Origin of the sequence: Thioalkalivibrio thiocyanoxidans ARh2, from assembly GCF_000385215.1 — a bacterium.
GTDB lineage: Bacteria > Pseudomonadota > Gammaproteobacteria > Ectothiorhodospirales > Ectothiorhodospiraceae > Thioalkalivibrio > Thioalkalivibrio thiocyanoxidans.
This window is the reverse complement of record NZ_ARQK01000061.1, coordinates 64691-78536: the sequence shown is the minus strand read 5'-3', so window position 1 is coordinate 78536 and position 13846 is coordinate 64691. Positions and strand designations below refer to the sequence as shown.

The following is a 13846-nucleotide window of genomic DNA, read 5'->3' as shown; positions in this document are numbered from 1 at the left end:
GATGTCCGCTCTGCTGATCCTCGTCGCGGCATTCTTCCTGCCACTGTTCCCGATGAGCCTGGCGTTCAATGCGCTGGCTGCGCGCATCACCAACACCTACGTGCAGGTGGCGCTTTTCGTGGCCTGGCCGCAGTTCGGCGTGGCACTGATCCTGTGGGGTGATATCGCACCATTCGCTGGAGTGCTTGTCGTCTGGGCGACCCTGAGTGCGATTTTGTACGCCTTTCGCCTGTTGACCATCCGCGACGTCGGGCGCTGGGCGGCCTTGCTGGCCAGCTCCACCTGGCCCCTGGTGTGGCTGTTCGCCTTGCAGCTGCCGGCTGAAACGGACGTGATCGGCTTCGCCCTCGCGATGACAGCCGCCCCGTTGCTGATGCTCCTGGTACGCGATGCGCTTTCTCGACGGCTGGAGACCGCCTATACCGGACTGCATGGCGGACTGGCGCGGGATCTCCCCCGCCTGTCGGGCATGATCGTGGTAGCCACGCTCTGCGCAATGGCCCTGCCACTGTTCCCCGGCTTCTTCGCTCTGCTGACGCTGCTGGGTGGTGCCACACCCGGGGCTGCCCTCGGGGTCCTGCTGACCTGGCTGCTGTGGAGCTGGGCAGGAGCGCGACTGCTGCAAGGAACGGTGTTCGGCCCGCGCAGTGGTGACATCGCCAAGGACCTGCCGGCCACATCGATATGGGCCTTCGCCGGACTGGTGGCATTGCTGGTGGTATCCGGACTGCTGTGGACTGGAGGTGTCCCGTGAAGCTGACCCTCGGACGCAAGCTCAAGATCCGCTCGATGGTGCACATGGCGGCCGAGCCGATTCCCAACTTCTGGCCCATGCGCACCTTCATCCATCACAACCCGCTCCACGGGCTGGAGGACTTGCCGTTCCCGGACGCGATCCGGCGCGGTGAAGAGCTGTTCCACGGGAGGGGATTCCTGCCCCGAGCCGACTACCAGCGATTGTTCCGCGAGGGCCGCGTGGACCGCGACACCCTCGAGGCGCGCGTCGATGCCGCTCTTGAGAGCCACCCGGCCCTTAGGGCGATCGGCGGGCTCGACCTGCTCTGCACGCTGCTGACCGAATGCCATGATCCGGTCATCACGCCGCGCACGCTCGCCGATGCCGACGATGTGGCGGCCGCCCTGAACGGTCGCGAACACACACCCTCTGCGACGGATACCGGGATCCTCGCCAAACGGCTGCACGCCGCGTTTCCGGCTATGCGGCCGCTCTACGAGGCGCTCGATTCGCTGTGCGGCACACGTATCGGGCCCACGCTGGACGAACAACTGATCAGGATCTGCCTGGACTACTTCGACGAAGGTCAGTCGGCATGGCAGATGCCCGGCCGCGAACAAGGCCTGTTCGCCGCGTGGAAGACTGTCGTCCATCACCACCCGCGCCTGTTCCTGCGCGGCCAGCACACTCACAAAATCCTGGCGGAGTGTGACAGTCCCGAGGCGATCATCGCCCATGTCCTGGACGAGATCGGGATCCCCGAAGAGGCCTGGCCCGATCTGATCGTTCACGAACTGACTCGCCTGCACGGCTGGGCCGGCTTCATCCGCTGGCGCTCGACGGCAAGCCACTATCACTGGGCACGCGAACATCCGGCCGACCTGATTGATTTCCTGGCCATCCGCCTGGTGCTCGCGCTGTCGCTGATCCGCGAACATGGCCATCGGCACAAGTTGCCCGGTGACCGCAAGGCGCTCGAGGCCTTCCTGACCGAGCGACCCGGCGAGGCCTACCTGCGCCACGAACTGTTCACCGGAGCCGTACTGCCGACTCAGGCCGAGCTTGTCGAAGACGTCATCGCGCGTGGCAGGCCGGCCGAGATCGCCCGGCAACTGGACCATTACCTGCCGGCCAAACGCCGCGCGGAAAGCCGCGACCAGGCCCGCGCGCTTCACGCCCTGGCGTCGCTCGCCGGGAACCCCTCGCTGTTTGACGGGCTCGAGCGCGGACAGCTTCACGCCGTGCTGGAACAGCTTGGCGAGTTCGAGCGGCACGAGGGTATGGTCTGGCTGGAGGCCATGGAGGCGACCTACCGCCGCAGCGTTCTGTCCGGCCTGCGACTCGACCCGCCCGCGCCGCGCGAAAAACGCCCGTTCGCGCAGTTGCTGTTCTGCATCGACGTGCGTTCCGAACGTGTCCGGCGTCAACTCGAGACCATCGGCGACTACCAGACCTACGGCATTGCCGGCTTCTTCGGGGTACCGGTGAGCTTCATCGCGCTCGGCAAGGGCAGCGAGGATCACCTCTGCCCGGTCGTGGTCACACCGAAAAACCTCGTGCTGGAGGTGACCACGGGCGCCGAGCAACTGGACCTGGACCTGTACTCCTCGGCGGAATACCTGCTGCACGACCTGAAGCACTCCGTGCTGTCGCCGTATTTCACCGTCGAGGCCATTGGTCTGCTGTTCGGATTCGACATGATTGGCAAGACCGTCGCGCCGGCGACCTACCACCGATGGCGTGACAAGATCGAGTCGGATCAGCCCTCGACCCGCCTGATGGTCGACAAACTTACCCGTGAACAGGCGGATTCGGTGGTTCGCGCCCAGCAGCGGGTCATCATCGTCCAGGCGATTCATCAGCAGTTCGACATCGAGCGCGAAGCGATCACCGACTCCATGATCCGCGAGTTGCGCGAGACGGCAATGGGAAACAGCAGCGAACAGACCGTCTTCGCCCGCGAATTCGGCCTGAGCGAGAGTGCGGAGTCGGAGTTCATCGCGACCTTGCGGAACGACTATCGGATCAACCGTTCCTATGCCCATATGCAGCTCGAGCGACTGGGACGAATCGGCTTTTCCCTCGAAGAGCAGGCCTACTTTGTCGCCCAGGCGCTCCGCTCCATCGGCCTGACCGAACAGTTCTCGCGTTTCATCATCCTCACGGGGCACGGCAGCCAGTCGGACAACAACCCCTACGAATCGGCCCTGGACTGCGGCGCCTGCGGCGGCAGCCACGGTATCGTCAGCGCGCGAGTGCTCGCACACATGGGCAACAAGCCCGAGGTTCGCCGGCGGCTGCGGACCCAGGGCATCGACATCCCCGATGACGCCTGGTTTCTGCCCGCCATGCACAACACCACATCCGACGAGATCCGGCTGCATGACCTCGACCTGCTGCCGGCCAGCCACCTGGTCTATCTCGAGCGCCTGCGCAACGGCCTCCGCGCCGCCACGCGCCGAACGGCACGCGAGCGGCTGCAGACCCTGGAACCGGATCTCGAGGACGCCCCCGATACCATAACGGCCGCTCGGCGGGCACGACGCAACACGGTCGACTGGGCCCAGGTGCGCCCCGAATGGGGTCTGGCACGCAATGCGGGCTTCATCATCGGCCGGCGACACCTGACCGCGGCGAGCGACCTGCAGGGCCGCACGTTCCTGCATTCCTACGACTATCGCGTCGACCCCAAAGGCCGACTGCTGGAAAGCATTCTGACCGGCCCGCTGATCGTCGCCCAGTGGATCAACATGGAGCACTATTTCTCGGCGGTCGACAACGAACGCTACGGCTCCGGCAGCAAGGCCTACCATAACGTCGCCTGTCGCGTCGGGGTCATGACCGGCAACCTCTCGGACCTGCGCACCGGCCTGCCCGCCCAGACCGTACTCTACGACGGGCTGCCCTACCACGACCCGATCCGGTTGCTGGCCCTGATCGAGGCCCCGCTCTCCCATGCGCGCCGGGCCATTGAAAACGTGCCCAAGGTCCGGAGCCTGATTGCGAATGGCTGGGTACTGTGCGTCATCCTCGACCCGGAAACCGACCGGCTGTACCGATTCGTCGACGGCGACTGGTGCGAGGAACCCCCGCCCCGTTCCACACAAGATGCGGCCGACCGACCTGCCGTGGAGGAAAACCGCGCATGAACGACCTGAATCTCAAATCACTGAAGAAGATCGAGATCATTCTCGAAGGCGAACACCAGGCGTTTGCCACCGATCTGCTGGATCGGGCGGGCGTCAAGGGCTACACCATCATCGGCAATCTCTCCGGCAAGGGTAGCCAGGGCTTCCACTCGGGGCACCTGATGTTCAACGAGGACGAAGTCCTGATCATGATCATCGCGGCGATCCCCGAAGAACTGGTCGAACCGATCCTCGAAGGGTTCACGCCCTTCTTCAACCAGCACAGCGGTGTTGTCTTCATCTCCGACATCCAGGTCAGCCGCCTGGTGAAGTTCAAGGGCTGAGATCGAGCGCCTTGCCTTGAGCACACGGGTCGGCGACCACCACGGACGCCCCCTCACGACCGTGGTAGCCGAACATCACCTCCTCAGTGCCCATGGAGCCGGTTTTCGCCCGTGCGCTCAATGCCGCACTTCTCGTCCAGTGCAGAGTTGTCGTCCGCGTCGACGGGCATCGTGAGCGGACCCTCTCCCGGGACCCCAAGCAGCGTGGCAATGACCACCGTGGGCTCATCCCGGCTGGGGTTGTAGGCCGTGTGCACACTGTCCCCGGGATCGACCAGGGCCATGCCGGGTTCAAGCTCGCGCCTTACACAGTCCTCCGCGAACATGAATACGAATTCACCTTCCGTGACCATGATGAGTACCGTCCCCGGATGGGTATGCCAGGGAAACACGGCCCCCGGCTGGATGGTGAACTCGAATACGCTGACATTCGATGCGTCTTCAATGTCGAAGGTCTTCCTGGGCAAACCGTCGAGCTCCTGCGTGATCTGCATCGAGACTTCGCCGCTAAAGGCGTGACGTTCGGTCAATGGCTTGGCCGTGATCGGATCGGGGTCCGCGTGTGCCAGTGGCGTGGCCAGGAGCACCAGCAGCGTAAACGCCGTGAGGGATATGGCGGCTCTGGTCCTGGCAAGGAATCCGGGATTGTTCATGACATTCTCCTTTGGGTCTGTTTGGGGCGAGCACTCCCCGACAGCGGCACCCTCGGCGCCGTATGTCGCACACGCACTCCGTGCGGCTTGATGTGGAAGGACTCGACTGGCGATCGATTCGCATGTGAGTGTCATCGTCGGCTCCCCTTGGTTTGGGCTGCGATGGGTTACGGCAAGACAAGGCACGCCGTGAGATCAGCATTGCGAAGCGGAGGCCGACCCCGCTAGTTCAGAAAATGAACCGGAAAACACCCGGTGGCGGAGCCATAATTGGGAAAATGGCTGCGGAGAAGCGCCATGACCGACCGAACGGGATACAGTCAGTTCTGCCCTGTGGCAAAGGCGGCGGAGATCCTGACAACGCGCTGGACCCCGCTGGTTCTGCGTGAGTTGATCAGTGGGTCTTCAGGTTTCAACGAGATCCATCGCGGCGTGCCGCTGATGTCGCGTGCACTGCTGGCCCGCCGTCTGCGGGACCTGATTGCGAGCGGCGTCGTAGTCCGAGAACACGCGGACTATCGCCTGACGGAGGCCGGCGAGGCCCTGGGCCCGGTGATCATCTCGATGGGCCTGTGGGGGCGGCGCTGGGTGGAAAGCGCAGCCGACGGCCCCGACTGGGACGCAGGCGTACTCATGTGGGACATGCGCCGGCGCATCGATACCGCGGCTCTTCCCCCTGGGCGAACCGTCGTCCAGTTCGACTACAGCGACGCACCGCCCGAACTTCGACGCTGGTGGCTACTGATCGAAGACGATGATGTCGACCTCTGCCAGTCCGACCCCGGATTCGAGGTCGACCTGTACATCGCCACGACCGTGCGGGTAATGGGCCCGGTCTGGATCGGCCAGCAACCCCTCGCGCCGGCCATCGAACGCAGGGATATTCGGGTTCTCGGCAGACTGGAGCTGGAACGCAGCATCGGGCGCTGGATCAAGCTGTCGGTCATTGCCGAACAGGCGGCAAGATCGCCCCCCACAAGAACGGCCTCTGACGCCACCACCGGGATGCACCTGAAACACTGACCACCCGTCCGGCTTTCGTCCCTCTACCGAAATCCCATCAGGCTGTCGCCACCAGCGTTCCATCGCAAAACTGGCGGTCTTCAGCATGTCTCGCTCAGCGGTTGGCCCCAACGGGACGCCCAGCGCGGGCCGCGCGGGGCCTGCCCGCGCAGACCGTGCTCTGCAACGGCTTGCCTCACTACGCCCCAATTCGCCCGCTGACCCTCATCGAGCTCCATTGGCACACGCACGCGTAGCCATCGACAGCGTGCCCAGGATCCGGAGCCTTATCGAGAACGGCTGGGTACTGATCATGATCATCGCTGCGATCCCCGAAACACTAGTCGGGCCGGTCCTTGAAGGGTTCACGCCCTTCTCCAACCAGCACAGTTGTGTCGTCTTCCAGGTCAGCCGCCTGGTGAAGCTCAAGGGCTGAAGGCCCTGAAACTGCCGCACGGATGCGGCCCCGCGACTGCAGGTCCGGTCCGATACCGCCGACCCCGCGCGCGAAGGCTAGATCGGCTTCCTCGCCTTGGGCCGCCCCATTTCCAGCTGGTCGAACCGAGAAAGTGCTGCTGCCGGCGCGGGTTCAACCCCCATCAGCAATCAGAATGAGCACGGCTTCATTCGTGCCCGAAATCATCCAGGCGCCTGCCGAGCCAGGGCTAGGTGCCTCATCGAGGTCCATACCCCGCCAGTCATTGCCCAGTACCCGAGTCGATTACTCATAAACCTTGTTTATCAACCACCGCTCGCCTAGGGTAGCCGCGGCTCCGTCCTGTGATGGCGCTCACAAAATTCACGGATTGCGCGGCAGGAGGCCATATGCGGTTGATTCTTTTGTCTTTCCACTCTGAGTACTTCTCTTCAGCACCGGATGCCTTTCCCGGGGCTAGCCTCCCTGACGCATTAGCAGAGTACTGGAACACGGCAGACCCGCCTTGCCTTGGTAGCCATCGGTATCCGGCTGCTCAGGCGATTCATGGACGACGAGCGCGCGCTAGAGGTAACAAGTGATTTTCTCGGGAAAGGAATTCGTAGTACTCGATGGCATTACACCTGCCGTGGCTCTGACCGGGTGCGTTGACAACGGCGAAGCCGGAAGTGGCAGAAGAGGCCCGCAGGCGAACCTGACCCGCTCGGGTATGGCCTACGCCGGGATCGGAGATCGCACTGTCCGCCCGCTGGTCACGCCAGATCAGGGTTCCGGGTTGCACTGCATGAAAGAGTGCAGCCCGAGCGAGGACCTGAACGGTGGCTTCCCCTACCCGATGCAGGGCCAGCTCGACATCGGGGCGGCCCTGCGGCCGAACGGCGATCCGATAATGGCCGGGAGCGACGAGGATGCGGCTGGGATGCCGACGTCCTCCGTACGCTTCTGAGGATCCGGACATGCGAGCCTTCAAACTGAAGCGGACGGCCCTGGCGGCCGCCTTCGCCCTTGCCACCATCGCCTGGAACACGCTGGAAGCGAACAGCGACATCCATGGGTACGAACATGACCGTACCCAGTATCCAATGGAGCCGCTTCGGGACGACATCGCGGTGCTCACGCCGATACCTGCCCGGGATGGCACGAGATGCATCACCGACCACGCGAACCGGTCCCTCGACGAAGGGGGCCATGCGCCTCCCGGGGGCTGGGATGGTAAAGTGCGGGCCCAGCACGGGCCGTAAGCGGCCTGTCCCTCATTCAAACCGCATTGGTCGCAGGAGCATCATGGCGCAGTACATCTTCACGATGAACGGCGTGGGCAAGATCGTCCCGCCGAAGAAGTACATCCTCAAGGACATCAACCTGAACTTCTTCCCGGGCGCCAAGATCGGCGTGCTGGGCTATAACGGTGCAGGGAAATCCACCCTGTTGCGCATCATGGCAGGTGTGGACACAGAGATCGTCGGGGAGGCGCGGCCGCAGCCGGGCATCAATATCGGCTACCTGCCGCAGGAGCCGCAGCTCGACGAGAGCAAGGACGTGCGCGGCAATGTCGAGGAGGCCGTGGCCCCGATCAAGGAGGCGCTGGCCGAGCTGGATCAGGTGTATGCCGCCTATGCCGAGGCCGATGCCGACTTCGATGCCCTGGCTGCCAAGCAAGGCGAGCTGGAGGCGAAGATCGAGGCGGCCGATGGCCACAACCTCGAGCGCAAGCTGGAGGTCGCCGCGGACGCCCTGCGCCTGCCGCCGTGGGATGCGGACGTGAACACCCTGTCCGGGGGCGAACGCCGCCGCGTGGCCCTGTGCCGCCTGCTGCTGTCCAGCCCGGACATGCTGATCCTCGACGAGCCGACCAACCACCTGGACGCCGAGTCCGTGGCCTGGCTGGAGCGCTTCCTGCAGGAGTTCCAGGGCACCGTGGTCGCGGTCACCCATGACCGCTACTTCCTCGACAACGTGGCCGGCTGGATCCTCGAGCTGGACCGCGGCCAGGGCATCCCGTTCCAGGGCAACTACTCGCAGTGGCTGGAACAGAAGGAAAAGCGCCTGAAGCAGGAAGAAAAGGCCGAGGCCGCCCGCGTGAAGGCGATGGAATCCGAGCTCGAGTGGGTGCGCTCCAACCCGAAGGGCCGCGGCGCCAAGAGCAAGGCCCGCCTGAAACGCTTCGAGGAGATCGCCTCCACCGACTACCAGAAGCGCTCCGAGACCAAGGAGATCTACATCCCGCCGGGCCCGCGCCTGGGCGACAAGGTGCTGGAGGTGGAGAACCTGTCCAAGCACTTTGGCGACCGCGTGCTCTACCAGGGCCTGTCGTTCTCCGTGCCGCGCGGTGCACTGATCGGCGTGATCGGCCCGAACGGCGTCGGCAAGACCACGCTGTTCCGCATGATCGCCGGGCAGGACCAGCCGGACGACGGCGCGATCGAGCTGGGCGAGACCGTGCAACTGGCCTACGTGGACCAGAGCCGTGACGCGCTGCAGGACGAGAAGACCGTCTGGGAGGAGATCTCCAACGGCCAGGACATCATTCAGGTCGGCAACTTCCAGATGCCGTCACGCGCCTATGTCGGCCGCTTCAATTTCAAGGGTACCGACCAGCAGAAGCGCATGAAGGAACTGTCCGGCGGGGAACGCAACCGCGTGCACCTGGCCAAGCTGCTGCAAAGCGGCGGCAACTTCCTGCTGCTGGACGAACCGACCAACGACCTGGACGTGGAGACCCTGCGCGCCCTGGAAGAGGCCCTGCTGGACTTCCCCGGCTCCGCGATCGTGATCTCGCATGACCGCTGGTTCCTCGACCGCATCGCCACCCACATCCTCGCGTTCGAGGAGGACGGCAACGTGGTGTTCTTCGACGGCAACTACCAGGAATACGAGGAAGACCGCCACAAGCGCCTGGGCGCCGAGGCCGACCAGCCCCACCGGGTCAAGTACAAGCGACTCGCCTCCTGACCCCACCCCGAAGGCCCGGCTCCCGCCGGGCCTTCCAGTTTCTGGATCATCACGACCGCCTCTCACCTAGCGAGGCTCCGCGGTCGTCGCGATGTTGCGCAACAACCGCCCCAGGATATCGGTGCCGGTCAGTACGCGTGGCTCGTCGCCCCACAGCAGGACGACGTCGTCCTCGACGATGTCGTCGCCGCGCGGGCCGGTGTGCAGGCGAAAACGCTGGATGAGCTGGCCAAGCCGGTGCTCGCCGCTCTTTACGATCACCGGCCGGTGGCAGTGCCGCCAGGGGTTGAACCGCTCCGGCTCGAACAGCGCCTCGCGCAGGAAGTCGTCGGTGGACAACACCAGGCGCGGATTGCCGTCGGGGTCCTGGATCACGGTCCACGTCTTCCCCGAACGGGCCAGGCGCTGCAGGAAGGCGTCTTCCGGGCTCGGGGTGATCGCCGGGAATACCGGATGCGGGCCGTCAAAGGGCAGCACGATCCGGCTGAGTTCGTCCACGGGCTCGCCCTCCTCCTGCAGGGGTACGTCGTCGATTTCCAGGAAGTTCAGCGCCCCCTGGCCCTCCACCCGGGCGATGTCGGAGCGTTCTGATTCCATGTGCAGGCGGATCAGATGGCGCAGGTCACGCTCCGGGAAATATCGAATGCTCTCGCCCCCCAGCCACGCATCCAGTACCCAGGCCGTGGGGCGCGCAACGGGATACAACGCGATCTGGTAGATGCGCAGCACCGGCGCCAGCAGTGACGCCATGCGCAGCGCGTTCCGGGTGAAGTAGGACTGCGGGATGATCTCCGCGAAGATGGTGATCACGACCGTGGAAAACAGGAAGGCGGCCACACCGGCCAGTACCGAGCCGGACAGCAGGGCCAGCAGCACGTTGACCCCGACATTCCCCCAGAGAATGGTCACCAGTGCAAAGTTGGAGTCCTCGCGCAGGTGTAGCACCCGCGCGGCGCGGCGATCCCCCTTGCGCGCCTCGACCTCCAGTTCCAGCTTGCTGAGCGAGAACAGCCCCAGATTCAGCCCGGACAGCATCGCCGATTGCGACAGACAGGCGAAAATCCCCAGCCAGATCGCCAGGGTCATCGGGTCTCGCTCCCCGCATCTCGATGACCTGGCTGAACCACGCGCCCCGCCCGGCCAAAGCCCCATAATGCCAGCCGGTGCGTCAGCCACCACACGATTACACAGGAGATCATCACGAGGCCGATCCACAACTCCGGCGCCATCCACTCCTGCGGGTGCCCCGCCGGCCCAAGCGCCCAGTTCACGCTGTCCTCCGGCGTGGACAGGACATAGCTGATCAGCAAGAGGATCAAGCCCAGCGGCACCCAGTTGCGCCAGACGCGGGGATCGTAGCCCAGGCGCCAGACCATCCAGATCAGCACAAACGGCAGTGGCAGGTGATAGAGCGACAGCAACCGCACATGCAGCGGGGTATCGGGATCGTACATGTAGTCCACCGTACCGAACGGGGGATTGCCCAGCAGCACGAGACTCAGCACGAAATCCGCCACCCAGCCCATCTCCAGCACTGCCACCGCGACCAGCAGCATCCCGGCCAGACGGCGACTTTCCAGCCAGGCGGCCATACAGCCCCCGAGCAGTGCAATGTTGGACAGCCACAGAAAGTTGAGCGGCCCGTACTCGGCCAGATAGACCGGCACCAGGACCATCAGAAACGCCAGGTAGACCAGTTTGAACCAGAGGGGGATCATCGCGCGCGAGGCTCCGCCGGGCTTTCACACACCATACCGCACCGGCGTCCCTGCGAAGGGGTCAGACCGAATCCAGCGCCGCGACCACCTCCAGAGCCACCCGCCGACTGTAGTCGTGGAGCTTCCAGTGCCCCGGACTCCAGCCCACCAGAAAGCGATAGAAATCGGCCTGGGCAAACCGGAACAGATCACGCCATTCGGCCTCCAGCGCCCCCAGGTCCACGTCGGGGAGTCGAGCCGCAACCGCACCGCGCAGACTGGCGAAGTAGGTATCCAGCAGGGCCGCCTCCCATTGTTCCTGCTCGGATTCGTCGAGGCAGGAGCCCAGGAAATAGGCGACATCCTTCATGCCGCAGCCTCCCCCGACATACTGGAAATCCAGCGCTGCCACCGCCCCTGTCGGGCCAAAACAGAAGTTGGCCACCTTGGCATCGCCGTGGATTACGGTCCGGAACCGGGCCGCATTCAGGCGCTCGTCGATCGCCGTGGCCGTGCGGCGGATGGCCGGATCCTCGATAGCCGCCCACTCCTGCCGCCGCGTCGCCAGGTGCCAGTAGCTGCCGACCGGCCAGAGCCCGGCCGGGGCCATGCCAAGAAAGGTGGCATGAAACCAGGCCAGCCAGCGCAGACAGACCACCGCCTCATCGAAGTCCAGATGTTCACGCCGCCCGGAAAATCCGGCCGCATCCAGATCCTCGAGGATGATGCTGTGACCACCTTTCACCGGTCGTGCTTCCAGGCAGCGCGGGACCCGGCAGCCGTCCGGACAAAGTGCCGCCCAGTCACGGTAGAAGGCCATCTCCACCTCGTAGGAGTGCCGCTTGCGGCGGTCGCCGTGATCACTGTTCCAGCCACGCGGGTGATTGCAATGCGCGGGAAACACCACGTGCTTGACGATCACGCTGGGAAGAGCGGTGCCCTCGAGGTCATAGCGCACAATCTCGCCATACCCACTCCAAAGCTGCTGCAGCACCGGGCCACGACGCGCAGCAGACGCACGAGTGGCAGCGAGAACGCCGGCCAGCAGGGGGTCGCTCATCGGTATCTCCGCACGGTGCCGTCGGGTACTCTACTCGTCACGCGAACCCGTCCCGACTCTGAATTGTGGGCCCGCCGCCCCCAGGATCCCCATGCCGCAGGAACCGGCCAGCGACGCGCGCCAGGAGCTCGAAAATCTCGCCATACGCAAGCGCCGGGTCTATCTGGGGGCCCTGGCGCTGGCCGTGCTGATCATGCTCCTGAGCTGGCTTTTCCGCGACCCGGACGACTACTTCCTCGGCCATATTTACCCCGTCTTCGCCATCCTGACCTCCATCCTTCTCGTGCTGGTCTGGCGCGCACCGGTGCCGCTGCGCTGGCTGGAGATCGCCATGGTATCCACCCTCGGGGCATTGGTGCTCGGAAGACTGGCCTGGCACCACCATGTCGCGGGCCCGATCGATCAGCAGCTGCTGGTTCTGGCTGGTGGACATTACTGGGCGGTCGGCGCCCTGATCGTGGGCGTGTTCGTAATGCTGGATCGGCGCTACGGGGTGCTGGCCGGATCAATCTTGCTGCTCGCCAGCGCCGTGATCACCGTGACCGGGGTGCTGCCCGACCTCCGGGCCGACCGGGCATCTGGCGAGGCCTTGATGTACCTAATCCGGGTGCATGTATTCCTTGCCCTGCTGCTCGTACTGGTCAGCGCGGTCGCCGGACTGCGCGACCAGCTGCAACGTGCGCTAGTACGGGCCGAGGTGCTGGACCATTGGGCCAGCACCGACGTGCTGACCGATCTGGCGAATCGCCGGGCAATGGACCAATTCCTGCGCCAGCAGATGGCGACTGCGAGGCGTCGTGGCCAGCCCCTGTCGGTGATTCTGGTGGATCTCGACCATTTCAAGCGCATCAACGACACCCACGGCCATAATGTCGGTGATCAGGTGATTCAGGAAACGGCGCGCCGCCTCGAGCGGAACGTCCGCGAATCGGACCTGGTTGCCCGATGGGGCGGCGAGGAATTTCTGATTGCATTGCCGGGCGAAGCACTTCCTGCGGCCACCCGCACCGCCGAGCGCTGCCGGAGCACCCTGTCCGCCACCCCGATCGCCGGAGTCGAAGTCACGGCTACCTTTGGCGTGGCCGAACTCAAGCCGGATGACGGCCTGGACGAGCTACTGCGGCGCGCCGACCGTCGGATGTACCGGGGCAAGGCAACCGAGCGCAACCGCGTGATCGCGCAGCAAACCCCGGACGACGCTGACCAGTGTTTCCCGTAGGGAAACGCCTGCCCTCAGCGATTGCAGGTCGCGGCAAGGCGGCCCTCGACTGGATCACGCGTCATGCCGGTGTCCGCAAACAGGCCCGTGGCGGTCAGTTCGGCGCCATCGATCTGGATCAGGGGTTCCGAGGGGCCGTCAGCGGCAGAGAACCACTCATCGCCGGAACGGCTGCGGCTAGCCTCCAGCACCTCGCCCTCCGGAGACATCAAATCCCCGATCTGCACACTGACCGTATGCATCAGCATTCCGCTGACCTTGTTGCGCGAGACAAACACGCGCATCGGCCCCTCATCGGTCTCGGCATCGCCGACCAGCGTCTGCAGATCGGCCTGATCGGATTCGCCCGAGAAATCGCAGGCCTCCACGTCGAGGTCGTAGGACTGCCCGTCCAGCTCGAGCTGCGCGGTACCCGCGGCATGGGTGCCGCCCGCCATGGCGAAAATAACGGTCGCCGCTGACAGGCTGACGATACGATTCCAGTTCATGGGACGTCCCCGATGGTGATCGGAACTCGACAGTAGACCGCGACGCTCAGGCGGACAACCCCGGTAACGCTTGATCTCATCCTGGGTCCAGGCTGATTGACCGCCTCTGAGCCGCCGCAGCGAGGGTGCCA

Annotated in this window: 14 protein-coding genes; 9 read left to right on the top strand and 5 right to left on the bottom strand. The window is 64.7% G+C overall.

Annotation, left to right across the window (positions count from 1 at the left end; genetic code table 11):
- The first annotated feature begins 1 nt into the window (after position 1).
- From G372_RS0112855 to G372_RS0112845, 3 genes are read left to right on the top strand one after another with little or no spacing between them, the layout of a single operon-like run.
- A complete protein-coding gene (locus G372_RS0112855) occupies positions 2-754 on the top strand; it encodes a hypothetical protein (protein ID WP_018864170.1) in 753 nt (250 codons plus the stop codon).
- On the top strand, positions 751-3885 hold the full coding sequence (locus tag G372_RS0112850) for a DUF2309 domain-containing protein (RefSeq protein ID WP_019623496.1): 3135 nt from the start codon (positions 751-753) through the stop codon (positions 3883-3885). The genes G372_RS0112855 and G372_RS0112850 overlap by 4 nt, the downstream gene beginning before the upstream one ends.
- Positions 3882-4208 carry a P-II family nitrogen regulator gene (locus tag G372_RS0112845; RefSeq protein ID WP_018174440.1) on the top strand — a complete coding sequence of 109 codons (327 nt, stop codon included), beginning with the start codon at positions 3882-3884 and terminating at the stop codon, positions 4206-4208. Before G372_RS0112850 ends, G372_RS0112845 begins: the two co-directional genes overlap by 4 nt.
- An 83-nt stretch (positions 4209-4291) precedes the next feature.
- Here the strand turns inward: G372_RS0112845 and G372_RS0112835 are convergent, their stop codons facing one another.
- Positions 4292-4861, bottom strand: coding sequence for a cupin domain-containing protein (locus G372_RS0112835; RefSeq protein WP_018864172.1), 570 nt, complete (start codon positions 4859-4861; stop codon positions 4292-4294).
- Positions 4862-5158: 297 nt separating this feature from the next.
- Between G372_RS0112835 and G372_RS0112830 the strand changes: the two genes are divergently transcribed.
- The 5 genes from G372_RS0112830 to ettA all read left to right on the top strand — a co-directional run bounded on the left by G372_RS0112830 (position 5159) and on the right by ettA (position 9251).
- A complete protein-coding gene (locus G372_RS0112830) occupies positions 5159-5884 on the top strand; it encodes a winged helix-turn-helix transcriptional regulator (RefSeq protein WP_019623497.1) in 726 nt (241 codons plus the stop codon).
- 217 nt (positions 5885-6101) lie between these two features.
- Positions 6102-6299 carry a hypothetical protein gene (locus G372_RS0112825; RefSeq protein ID WP_019623498.1) on the top strand — a complete coding sequence of 66 codons (198 nt, stop codon included), beginning with the start codon at positions 6102-6104 and terminating at the stop codon, positions 6297-6299.
- Positions 6300-7083: 784 nt separating this feature from the next.
- On the top strand, positions 7084-7245 hold the full coding sequence (locus G372_RS14240; protein ID WP_155998803.1) for a hypothetical protein: 162 nt from the start codon (positions 7084-7086) through the stop codon (positions 7243-7245).
- A gap of 10 nt (positions 7246-7255) precedes the next feature.
- Positions 7256-7540 carry a hypothetical protein gene (locus tag G372_RS0112815; RefSeq protein WP_019623500.1) on the top strand — a complete coding sequence of 95 codons (285 nt, stop codon included), beginning with the start codon at positions 7256-7258 and terminating at the stop codon, positions 7538-7540.
- Positions 7541-7583: 43 nt separating this feature from the next.
- The gene (gene ettA, locus G372_RS0112810; protein ID WP_019623501.1) at positions 7584-9251 is read left to right on the top strand and encodes an energy-dependent translational throttle protein EttA; all 1668 of its coding nucleotides are present in this window, start codon (positions 7584-7586) and stop codon (positions 9249-9251) included.
- 66 nt (positions 9252-9317) lie between these two features.
- Here ettA and G372_RS0112805 read toward each other — a convergent pair whose 3' ends face one another.
- The 3 genes from G372_RS0112805 to G372_RS0112795 all read right to left on the bottom strand — a co-directional run bounded on the left by G372_RS0112805 (position 9318) and on the right by G372_RS0112795 (position 12008).
- The gene (locus tag G372_RS0112805; RefSeq protein ID WP_019623502.1) at positions 9318-10337 is read right to left on the bottom strand and encodes a DUF21 domain-containing protein; all 1020 of its coding nucleotides are present in this window, start codon (positions 10335-10337) and stop codon (positions 9318-9320) included.
- Entirely contained in the window at positions 10334-10969 is a 636-nt protein-coding gene (locus G372_RS0112800; protein WP_019623503.1) for a hypothetical protein, read from the bottom strand. Before G372_RS0112800 ends, G372_RS0112805 begins: the two co-directional genes overlap by 4 nt.
- A gap of 61 nt (positions 10970-11030) precedes the next feature.
- Positions 11031-12008 (bottom strand): phosphotransferase, encoded by a 978-nt coding sequence (locus G372_RS0112795; protein WP_019623504.1) that lies wholly within the window; start codon positions 12006-12008, stop codon positions 11031-11033.
- Between the two features lie 91 nt (positions 12009-12099).
- Between G372_RS0112795 and G372_RS0112790 the strand changes: the two genes are divergently transcribed.
- Positions 12100-13227, top strand: coding sequence for a GGDEF domain-containing protein (locus tag G372_RS0112790; RefSeq protein WP_019623505.1), 1128 nt, complete (start codon positions 12100-12102; stop codon positions 13225-13227).
- A gap of 14 nt (positions 13228-13241) precedes the next feature.
- On the opposite strand, the gene G372_RS0112785 is transcribed toward G372_RS0112790, so the two are convergent.
- Positions 13242-13715, bottom strand: coding sequence for a hypothetical protein (locus tag G372_RS0112785; protein WP_019623506.1), 474 nt, complete (start codon positions 13713-13715; stop codon positions 13242-13244).
- Positions 13716-13846 lie beyond the last annotated feature (131 nt).

Coding starts and splice junctions, on each gene's coding strand:
- G372_RS0112855 (WP_018864170.1), top strand. CDS start 2: ATGTCCGCTCTGCTGATCCTCGTCGCGGCATTCTTCCTGCCACTGTTC.
- G372_RS0112845 (WP_018174440.1), top strand. CDS start 3,882: ATGAACGACCTGAATCTCAAATCACTGAAGAAGATCGAGATCATTCTC.
- G372_RS0112835 (WP_018864172.1), bottom strand. CDS start 4,861: ATGAACAATCCCGGATTCCTTGCCAGGACCAGAGCCGCCATATCCCTC.
- G372_RS0112830 (WP_019623497.1), top strand. CDS start 5,159: ATGACCGACCGAACGGGATACAGTCAGTTCTGCCCTGTGGCAAAGGCG.
- G372_RS14240 (WP_155998803.1), top strand. CDS start 7,084: ATGAAAGAGTGCAGCCCGAGCGAGGACCTGAACGGTGGCTTCCCCTAC.
- G372_RS0112815 (WP_019623500.1), top strand. CDS start 7,256: ATGCGAGCCTTCAAACTGAAGCGGACGGCCCTGGCGGCCGCCTTCGCC.
- ettA (WP_019623501.1), top strand. CDS start 7,584: ATGGCGCAGTACATCTTCACGATGAACGGCGTGGGCAAGATCGTCCCG.
- G372_RS0112805 (WP_019623502.1), bottom strand. CDS start 10,337: ATGACCCTGGCGATCTGGCTGGGGATTTTCGCCTGTCTGTCGCAATCG.
- G372_RS0112800 (WP_019623503.1), bottom strand. CDS start 10,969: ATGATCCCCCTCTGGTTCAAACTGGTCTACCTGGCGTTTCTGATGGTC.
- G372_RS0112795 (WP_019623504.1), bottom strand. CDS start 12,008: ATGAGCGACCCCCTGCTGGCCGGCGTTCTCGCTGCCACTCGTGCGTCT.
- G372_RS0112790 (WP_019623505.1), top strand. CDS start 12,100: ATGCCGCAGGAACCGGCCAGCGACGCGCGCCAGGAGCTCGAAAATCTC.
- G372_RS0112785 (WP_019623506.1), bottom strand. CDS start 13,715: ATGAACTGGAATCGTATCGTCAGCCTGTCAGCGGCGACCGTTATTTTC.